Here is an 8,844-nt window from a genome sequence, read left to right as displayed (position 1 = left end):
GTAGTGCAGGGGGCGGGGGTGGGGCAGGTGCGCCGCCGGCGCCGCCGAGTCTGGCTGAGGCCCTGGCGACCTGTCCGCGTCCGGGGCAGCCGGTGCTCGGCCGGAACCCCGACCCCGAGGGGGTGACCGGCATGGAGGTCTACCTGTGGGCCGAGGCGCAGGAGGCGATGTCGTCGACCGGGGCGGTGCGCGGCTACGAGGTCCGGTGCACCGTCACCCCGATGCGCTGGACGTGGCGGACCGGCGACGGCGGCACGTACACGCGCGAGCGGCCCGGCGGCCCGCACCCCGACAACCCCGCCGAGCACGTCTACGAGACCAAGGGCGACTACGAGATGAGCCTGACGGTTACGTGGCGCATGAGCACCAACTTCGGGTCCACCGAGGTGCGCCGCACCACCACGGTGCCCTACCACGTGATCGAGATCCGCTCCGTGCTCACCGGGTAGGCGAGGTCGCGTCGAAGGCACCTGTTCGGCCTGTTCTCCCTGCTGCGGGGTGCCCGCCGCCCGTAGAAGCCGTTCCGGGTTGGGAAGCCCTCCGACGAAAGGCTGTCCCGATGAGCGCGACCGACACGCTTCTGGAGCACAACCAGCGGTACGCCGAGCAGTTCGACCAAGGTGGCAAGCCGATGCCACCCGCCAGCAGGATGCCGTGGTCACCTGCATGGACGCTCGCGTGCATCCGGAGAGCCTCCTCGGCCTCGACGTCGGCGACGCGCACGTCATCCGCAATGCCGGCGGCCGGGTGTCCGACGACGCGCTGCGCAGCCTCATCATCTCCTCCCACCTGCTCGGGACGAAGGAGTACCTCGTCATCCACCACACCGACTGCGGCATGCTCACGTTCTCCAACGACGACCTGCGCAACAAGCTCGCGAACGACACGGGCGCCGACGCCTCCGACATCGACTTCCTGCCCTTCGCCGACCTGGAGGACAGCGTCCGCGACTACGTGCAGCGCATCCGGCAGAGCCCGCTCATCCCCGATGAGATCAGCGTGTCGGGCCATGTATACAACGTGAACACCGGCGCCCTCACCGCAGTCGAGGGGTAGCCAGTGGGACCCCCCGGCGGGGCAGCGTGCCACGCCCCCCCGGCGCAGGGCCGGTAGGTGGTGAGGTCTGCGGCCCCCCAGGCCCCCTGAACCTCACCACTTCCTCGGGACTTTCCCACTCTGGGTTTGGCGTCGGCTAGTTTGCCCAGCCCATGAGCGTGACCAGCAGGCTCAGTGGTCGAAGAGACGGCTCACGGGCACGGTGAAGTCGGGGAGCAGGGGTGACGTGAGCTCGTCGGCGCCGGCGAGCTCGAGTGCGATGTCGAAGCTGGCGGCCTCCGATGAACGGCGGTAGACGATGACGCTTTCGGCGGCCGTGTCGACGAGCCAGAGCTCGGTGACGCCCGCGGCCTCGTAGGTGTCGCGCTTGACGCCGATGTCGTAGCGCCATGTGGCCGGCGAACGGACCTCGACGACGAGGTCGGGGGCGACCTCCAGCCCACGGGCCGTGCGGTCGGGACGGCGCTGTTCGCGCATCCACCACACGTCGGGGGCGTAGAGGTCGTCGCCGAGACGCACGTCGACGGGCAGCGCGACGAGGCCGCGCCCGGGCTCGGCCTCCACCCACGCGAGCAGCAGCGCGTGCAGCCGACCGCACACGAGCTGGTGGAACAGCGACGGCTGGTTCACCACGACCTCCCCGCGGATCAGCTGGGTGCCCCTGGGCCAGTCGCGTTCCAGGAACTCCTCGACGCTCATGCGGGTGGCCGCCGCCATGCCGCCACGATACCCGGGGGGCGGCCGACCGGTCTCGCGCCGTCCACAGGGGTGAACGCGAGAAGCCCGTGAGCGCCGCCAGGAGCGGGGTCAGGTCCCCCGCGCGGCGAGGACCTCGTCGGCGTCGAGGATGGTGTAGGCATAGCCCTGCTCGGTCCGGCGGTGGGGAAGGCCGCAGCCACTCTAGGCCATCGGCGGTCGGAGGGCCCGGAGGCGGTCGTGGACAGCAGCCGCGTCCTCAGTCGACGCAACCGGGCGTTTCTCCTGCGGGCACGGGGGGCGGAGCAGCGGCGGGCGACGGGTCGACGTAGACGACGCCCTCGTGGAGCAGGGCGGTGAGGACCCTGAGCGACTCGCCCTCGCCCCCGACGAGCCGGCCGCGCAGGTTCCACACGCGCTCGGGGGACTCCAGGCGACGCGAGGCGGTGCAGTACACGACCGGCTCCTCGGGGGCCGCGAACGTGCGCAGCCCCCCGCCGATGCGCACGACGAGCACGTCGAACGGGGCGCCGGCCACGTCGAACGCGGTGGCGCCGGCGGGGTCGACCGCGTCGATCGGCGCGACGGGGACGAACGGTGGCGCGGGCGGCGTCGCGCGGGTGAGGAGGAACACCGCACCGACGACCGCGACGAGCACCGCCGCGGCGACGGCGGCGAGCGGCCAACCCAGGCCCATCTGCTCGCGCAGCACGATCTTGCGCGCGCGCTGCGCCGCCCGCCGGGGCAGGTAGCCGCGCGGGCCGAAGTCGAGTCCCTGTTCGGGCTCGCTCGTCATGGGTAGGGCCTTGGTGGGGTAATTTCGGCAGTGCCGCTCGCCACTGCCCCCCGATTTGTAGCAGGAGGATCCCGCCGCCGTGTCCATCCGCGTGCTCATCGCGAAGCCGGGGCTGGACGGTCACGACCGCGGGGCGAAGATCGTCGCGCGGGCGCTGCGCGACGCCGGCATGGAGGTGATCTACACCGGCCTGCACCAGACCCCCGAGCAGATCGTCGAGGCGGCGCTGCAGGAGGACGTCGCCTGCGTCGGCCTGTCGATCCACTCCGGCGCGCACATGACGCTGTTCCCGAAGGTCGTGCGGCTGCTGCGCGAGCGTGGCGCGGACGACATCGTCGTCTTCGGCGGGGGCATCGTGCCGAAGGAGGACATCGCCGCCCTCAAGGAGCAGGGCGTCGCGGAGATCTTCACGCCTGGGGCGCGCACGTCGGACATCGCGGCGTGGGTGCGCGCCAACGTCACGCCCCGCGAGGGGGTCAGCTAGGGCCACGGAGGCCGCCGCGCCTCGATCAGCCGCACGGCGAGGGGATACCCCCGGGCCTCGAGCCGCCGCAAGCCGAGAGGACACCACATGGACCTGATGGAGTACCAGGGCAAGGAGCTGTTCCGCCGCTACGGCATCCCGACCGCCCCGCCGGGTGAGATCGCCACGACCCCAGCCGAGGCCGAAGCCCTCGCCCACGACGCCGGGGCGCCCGTGATGGTCAAGGCGCAGGTGCTCACCGGGGGGCGCGGCAAGGCCGGCGGGGTGAAGTACTGCCCTGATCCGGCCGCGGCGCGCCAGGCCGCCGAGGCGATCCTCGGCCTCGACATCAAGGGCCACATCGTCGGCAAGGTCCTCGTCGAGCCCGCCAGCGACATCGCCGAGGAGTACTACCTGTCGGTGCTCCACGACCGCATGAGCAAGGGCTACAAGGTCATCGCCAGCGTCGAGGGCGGCGTCGACATCGAGGAGGTCAACCGCACGACGCCGGAGAGGGTCGTGAAGGTCGACGTCGACCCGACCGTCGGGCTCGACGAGGACACGGCCCGCCAGATCATGACCATGGCGCAGTTCCCCCCCGCCGCACGCGACCAGGCCACCGCCCTGCTGCTCGCGCTGTACGCGGGCTTCGTCTCCGCCGACGCGCTGCTGTTCGAGGTCAACCCCCTCGTGCTCACCGGGGACGGGCGGGTGCTCGCCCTCGACGCGAAGGTGACGATCGACAACAACGCGCTCTTCCGCCATCCCGACCTCGCCGAGTGGGCGGAGACCGGTGGTGGGCACCCGCTGGAGCGGGAGGCGAAGGCGAGAGGCCTGCAGTACGTGAAGCTCGACGGGAACATCGGGGTCATGGGCAACGGCGCCGGGCTCGTCATGTCGACCCTCGACGTGGTGCACCAGGCCGGCGGTCGGCCGGCGAACTTCCTTGACGCGGGTGGCGGCGCGAGCGCCGAGAGCATGGCCGAGGGCATCGCCTTCGTCCTTTCCGACCCGCAGGTCACCACCATGCTCATCAACATCTTCGGCGGGATCACCCGCTGCGACGACGTCGCCCGCGGGGTCCTCGGCGCGCTCGACCAGCTCGGCGAGGTCCCCCAGCAGCTCGTCGTGCGCCTCGACGGCACCAACGCCGAGGAGGGCCGGCGCCTGCTCCGCGAAGCCGACCGCCCCAACCTCGTCGCCGCCGCGCAGATGAACGAGGCGGCCGCCAGAGCCGTCGAACTCGCCAAGGGAGCCTGAGCGACCATGAGCATCCTCATCGACGAGAACAGCCGCGTCGTCGTCCAGGGCATCGGCGCGCAGGGCACCTTCCACGCCCGGCGCAACCTCGACTACGGCACGAACATCGTGGCCGGCATCCACCCGAAGAAGGGCGGCCAGACCTGGGAGGCGCTCGACCGTCCCGTCTACGCAACGGTCGCCGAGGCCGTCGCGGAGCAGGACGCGAACACCACGATGATCATGGTGCCCGCGCCGTTCACGAAGGACGCCGTCCTCGAAGCCGTGCAGGCCAGCATCGACACGATCGTCGTCATCACCGAGGGCGTGCCGGCCCACGACATGGCGTTCGTGTACAACACGCTCTATCCGCGCGAGCCCGACGGGACGTTCCTGAAGGACCGCCGCGCCGCGCTGATCGGGCCGAACTGTCCCGGGGTGATCTCGCCGGGCCAGGCCAACGTCGGGATCATCCCCGCGACGATCACCAAGCCCGGGCCCGTCGGCCTCGTGTCGCGCTCGGGCACGCTCACCTACCAGATCATGCACGAGCTGCACGAGGCGGGGATCGGCATCTCGACCTGCGTCGGCATCGGCGGCGACCCGATCGTCGGGTCGGACTTCCTCGACATCATCCCCCGGTTCGCCGAGGACCCCGACACCGAGGCGATCGTCTTCGTCGGCGAGATCGGCGGGACCGAGGAGCAGCGCGTCGGCGAGTGGATCGCCGAGCACATCCCCGACACCCCCGTCGTCGCCTACGTCGCCGGCTTCACCGCCCCGCCCGGCAAGCAGATGGGGCACGCCGGCGCCATCGTGCGCGAGGGCAGCGCCGGGGGCGAGACCGCCGCGGACAAGAAGGAGGCGCTCGAGGGGCTCGGGATCGCCGTCGGCGTCGACCCGACCGACACCGCCCGCAAGATGATCGCCGCGCTCGGCCGCTGATCCGTGGTGCGGGGCGGGCCCACGGCGAGGCGCGAGGGCGCAGCAGGGACGGGGCGGGGGGTCAGGTGGACGGGCAGCGGGCGCCCGCGAGGGCGCCCCGGAACAGCGGCGTGAGCGCCCCCGTCTCGATGAGGAACCCGTCGTGGCCGTACATGGAGGGGATGACCGCGAACTGCTCGCAGATCGGCACGAGGTCGGCGATGCGCCGCTGGAGGTAGACGGGGTAGAGCCGGTCGGCGTCGATGCCGAACACCCACGTGCGGGCCCGCACGCGCGACAGCGCGGCGCCGACGCCCCCTCGGTCGCGCCCGACGTCGTGGTGGCTCATGGCCTCGGACAGGGCGATGTAGCTGTTCGCGTCGAAGCGGCGGGCGAGCTTGTCGGCGTGGTGGTCGAGGTAGCTCTCCACCTGGTAGCGCCCGCCCGCGAGGGGCTCCTCGCCGTCCTGGGGCAGGCGACCGAACCGCTCCTCGACCTCGCGTTCGGTGCGGTACGTGAGGTGGCCGATCCTCCGGGCGAGCCCGAGACCCTCGTGAGGCCCCGCGCCGGCGGGGGCGCCGTAGTAGTCGCCGCCGCGGAAACCGGGATCGAGGCGGATGGCCCGGACCTGCGTGGACTGCAGCGCGATCTGCTCCGCGGACGCCGCAGCACCCGCCGCGACGACGACCGCGCTCTCGACACGCTCCGGATGGCCGACGGCCCACTCGAGGACGCGCATGCCGCCCATCGACCCGCCGACGACCGCCCCCCAGGAGCCGATGCCGAGGGCGTCGGCGAGGGCGGCCTCGACCGCGACCTGGTCCCGGATCGTCGTCCGCGGCCAGCGCGGTCCCCAGGGCCGCCCGTCGCCGGCGTCGGATGCGGGCCCGGTGGTGCCCTGGCAGCCCCCGAGGACGTTGGGGCAGACGACGAACCACCGGTCGGTGTCGATCGCCTTGCCGGGACCGACGAGGCCGTCCCACCAGCCCGGCGTCGGATGACCCGGAGCGGGCGGTCCCGAGGCGTGGCTGTCCCCCGTCAGGGCGTGACACACGAGCAGGGCGTTCGCCCCGTCGATGGCTGGCGTGCCCCACGTCTCGTAGGCGACCTCGATGTCGCCGAGCGAGCCGCCGGCCTCCAGCTGCAGCGCGCGGTCGGTGAAGACCCGCGCGAAGCGCCGGCGTCCCGGGGGTTCCCCCGGGCGCCAGGCTCCGCTGGCCGGCGGTGGCGGTCGCTCGGTCATCGCCGCGCGCTTGCCGGGTCAGCTATCCCTTCGCCGCCCGGAAGCCGGCCTCGAGGTCGGCGATGAGGTCGTCGACGGTCTCGATGCCGACCGACAGGCGCACGAGCTCGGGCCGCACGCCCGTGCTCGCCTGCTCCGCCTCGGTCAGCTGCGAGTGCGTCGTCGTGGCGGGGTGGATGATGAGGCTGCGGACGTCGCCGACGTTGGCGAGGTGGCTGAACAGCTCCACCCCTTCGACGAACTTGCGGCCGGCCTCCACACCACCGGCGATCCCGAAGGACAGGATCGCGCCCTGCCCCCGCGGCAGGTAGCGCTGCGCCGGCTCGTACCAGGGACTGGACTCCAGACCCGGATAGGTCACCCACTCCACCTCGTCGCGTGCCTCGAGCCACTGCGCGATGGCGAGCGCGTTGGACGAGTGGCGCTCCATGCGCAGGCTCAGCGTCTCCATGCCCTGCAGGACGAGGAAGGCGTTGAACGGCGAGATCGCCGGCCCGATGTCGCGGAGCAGCTGGACGCGCGCCTTCGCGATGTAGCTGCCGTGCCCGAGCGCATCCCAGTACTGCAGGCCGTTGTAGCTCGGATCCGGCTCGTTGAAGGCGGGGAACCGCGTCGCGTCGGAGAACGCGAAGCGGCCGCCGTCCACGATCACCCCACCGATCGAGTTGCCGTGACCGCCGAGGAACTTCGTCAGCGAGTGCACGACGATGTCGGCGCCGTGCTCGAGGGGCCGCAGGAGGTAGGGCGTCGGCAGGGTGTTGTCGACGATGAGCGGCACACCGACGTCGTGCGCGACGCCCGCGACGGCCTCCACGTCGAGCACGTCGCCCTTGGGGTTGCCGATCGTCTCGGCGTAGAACGCCACCGTGGAGTCGCGCGCGGCGCCCCGCCACGCGTCCGGGTCGTCGGGGTCGACGAAGTCCACCTCGACGCCGAGCTTCGGCAGCGTGTAGTGGAAGAGGTTGTAGGTGCCGCCGTACAGCGACGCCGACGACACGACGTGCGCACCGGGTCCTGCGACGAGGTTGAGGATCGCGAGCGTCTCGGCCGCCTGGCCGCTCGACAGCGCCAGGGCCCCGACCCCGCCTTCGAGGCTCGCGATGCGCTGCTCGAGCACGTCCTGCGTCGGGTTCATGATGCGGGTGTAGATGTTGCCGGGCTCGCCGAGGGCGAACAGCGCGGCGGCGTGCTCGGTGTCGCGGAAGACGTAGCTCGTCGTCTGGTAGATCGGCACCGCCCGCGCGCCTGTCGCGGGGTCGGGCTCGGCGCCCGCGTGGATCTGGCGGGACTCGAAGCCCCAACCGCTGTCGGTCATGAAGAAGCCTCCTTCTCGCGGACCACGCCGCGGGTGCGGGACACGCCGCCGAACGCTACGGCGACGACTTGCCGCTGGCCAAACGTGCAAACGGGGAATTGCCCCTCCAGCCGGCATGGGCAACAGGGCAATCGTCCTGGAGGTCAGGCGATCGGCAGGACGTACTGCCAGATGGCGAGGAAGTGCGCGGTGCTCGCGGCGACGACGAGCAGGTGGAAGATCTCGTGGAAGCCGAACCAGCGCGGGACGGGGTCCGGCCAGCGCTTCGCGTAGACCACCGCCCCGAGCGTGTAGAGGAGCCCTCCGAGGGCGAGCAGCCCAAGGCCCTCACGGGGCAGCGCGGACATCATCTTCACGAGCGGCACCACCGACAGCCAGCCGATGCCGATGAACCCGAGCGTCGACAGCCACCGCGGCGCTCTGATCGGCGAGGCGGCGATGCCCGCCCCGGCGACCGCGAGCGTCCACGCGACGACGAGGCTCCACGTCCTCCAGGCCCCCGACAGCGCGTGGAACGCCACCGGCGTGAACGTCCCGGCGATGAACAGCTGGATCATGGCCACGTCGCAGCGGGAAAGGATGTACCGCGCACGCGCGCCCCACCGGGGGACGTGGTAGAGAGAGCTCGTGAGGTAGAGACCGACCAGGCACACCCCGAACACGACGGCCGACGCCCGCTTCGCGCCCTCGGGAGCCGACTGCGCGACGACGAGCCACCCACCGGCGAGGGCGACCGGAACCATCGCAGCGTGCAACCACCCCCGTAGCAGGGGGCGTGCAACCGTGGTCAATGTGGCTCACCCCTCCGGTCCGGGGAAGGTCGACACCATTATCCCCCGTCGGCTTTCCCGCGGTGAAATAGAACGAAACGGGTTGGGGCGGCAGGTGGGGCGGGCAGGACGACCCCTGTCGGGCATCCTTCGTCATCGACCCGGGATCTGATGTGATGCACATATGACGCGCTCCGTCGCCGCACTGGCCGTGGCCATCCTCCTCGTGCTCGCGGGCGGCATCGCGGCGGTGCTGACCCACACCACGGGCGAGGACGTGGCGGCCCCGGGCCCCGTGCCGGACCCCCGGGCGACGCCCGACCCTGACCCGACGCCCGACCC

10 protein-coding genes are annotated in these 8,844 nt (G+C 71.9%); 5 read left to right on the top strand and 5 right to left on the bottom strand.

All coding sequences use genetic code 11. The features are described 5' to 3' along the window. Nucleotides 1-449 (top strand): hypothetical protein (locus tag VM324_07185; protein ID HVL99058.1); only part of this gene is annotated, 449 nt, incomplete at its 5' end. 205 nt (nt 450-654) lie between these two features. Next, nucleotides 655-1,056, top strand: coding sequence for a carbonic anhydrase (locus VM324_07180; GenBank protein ID HVL99057.1), 402 nt, complete (start codon nt 655-657; stop codon nt 1,054-1,056). 171 nt (nt 1,057-1,227) lie between these two features. Here VM324_07180 and VM324_07175 read toward each other — a convergent pair whose 3' ends face one another. Next, nucleotides 1,228-1,773 carry a Uma2 family endonuclease gene (locus tag VM324_07175; protein ID HVL99056.1) on the bottom strand — a complete coding sequence of 182 codons (546 nt, stop codon included), beginning with the start codon at nt 1,771-1,773 and terminating at the stop codon, nt 1,228-1,230. Between the two features lie 238 nt (nt 1,774-2,011). Continuing rightward, nucleotides 2,012-2,548 carry a hypothetical protein gene (locus VM324_07170; GenBank protein ID HVL99055.1) on the bottom strand — a complete coding sequence of 179 codons (537 nt, stop codon included), beginning with the start codon at nt 2,546-2,548 and terminating at the stop codon, nt 2,012-2,014. A gap of 79 nt (nt 2,549-2,627) precedes the next feature. Here VM324_07170 and VM324_07165 point away from each other — a divergent pair, with 79 nt between their 5' ends. From VM324_07165 to sucD, 3 genes are all read left to right on the top strand, one after another. Next, nucleotides 2,628-3,032 carry a cobalamin B12-binding domain-containing protein gene (locus VM324_07165; GenBank protein ID HVL99054.1) on the top strand — a complete coding sequence of 135 codons (405 nt, stop codon included), beginning with the start codon at nt 2,628-2,630 and terminating at the stop codon, nt 3,030-3,032. A gap of 87 nt (nt 3,033-3,119) precedes the next feature. Beyond that, nucleotides 3,120-4,271, top strand: coding sequence for an ADP-forming succinate--CoA ligase subunit beta (gene sucC, locus VM324_07160; protein HVL99053.1), 1,152 nt, complete (start codon nt 3,120-3,122; stop codon nt 4,269-4,271). A gap of 6 nt (nt 4,272-4,277) precedes the next feature. Continuing rightward, nucleotides 4,278-5,195, top strand: a complete 918-nt coding sequence (gene sucD / locus VM324_07155) for a succinate--CoA ligase subunit alpha (GenBank protein ID HVL99052.1) — start codon at nt 4,278-4,280, stop codon at nt 5,193-5,195. A 61-nt stretch (nt 5,196-5,256) separates the two neighbouring features. Here the strand turns inward: sucD and VM324_07150 are convergent, their stop codons facing one another. The 3 genes from VM324_07150 to VM324_07140 form a co-directional block, all read right to left on the bottom strand. Continuing rightward, the gene (locus VM324_07150; protein HVL99051.1) at nt 5,257-6,417 is read right to left on the bottom strand and encodes a homoserine O-acetyltransferase; all 1,161 of its coding nucleotides are present in this window, start codon (nt 6,415-6,417) and stop codon (nt 5,257-5,259) included. A gap of 22 nt (nt 6,418-6,439) precedes the next feature. Continuing rightward, a complete protein-coding gene (locus VM324_07145; protein HVL99050.1) occupies nt 6,440-7,732 on the bottom strand; it encodes a bifunctional o-acetylhomoserine/o-acetylserine sulfhydrylase in 1,293 nt (430 codons plus the stop codon). Nucleotides 7,733-7,875: 143 nt separating this feature from the next. Next, nucleotides 7,876-8,523, bottom strand: a complete 648-nt coding sequence (locus tag VM324_07140) for a hemolysin III family protein (protein ID HVL99049.1) — start codon at nt 8,521-8,523, stop codon at nt 7,876-7,878. Nucleotides 8,524-8,844 lie beyond the last annotated feature (321 nt).

The organism is Egibacteraceae bacterium (assembly GCA_035540635.1).
Lineage (GTDB): Bacteria > Actinomycetota > Nitriliruptoria > Euzebyales > Egibacteraceae > DATLGH01.
This window is presented reverse-complemented; position numbering and strand designations above follow the sequence as displayed.

Bases quoted from the DNA above. Each gene is read 5' to 3' on its own strand.
- VM324_07175 (HVL99056.1), bottom strand. From the start codon at position 1,773: ATGGCGGCGGCCACCCGCATGAGCGTCGAGGAGTTCCTGGAACGCGAC.
- VM324_07170 (HVL99055.1), bottom strand. From the start codon at position 2,548: ATGACGAGCGAGCCCGAACAGGGACTCGACTTCGGCCCGCGCGGCTAC.
- sucC (HVL99053.1), top strand. From the start codon at position 3,120: ATGGACCTGATGGAGTACCAGGGCAAGGAGCTGTTCCGCCGCTACGGC.
- sucD (HVL99052.1), top strand. From the start codon at position 4,278: ATGAGCATCCTCATCGACGAGAACAGCCGCGTCGTCGTCCAGGGCATC.
- VM324_07150 (HVL99051.1), bottom strand. From the start codon at position 6,417: ATGACCGAGCGACCGCCACCGCCGGCCAGCGGAGCCTGGCGCCCGGGG.
- VM324_07145 (HVL99050.1), bottom strand. From the start codon at position 7,732: ATGACCGACAGCGGTTGGGGCTTCGAGTCCCGCCAGATCCACGCGGGC.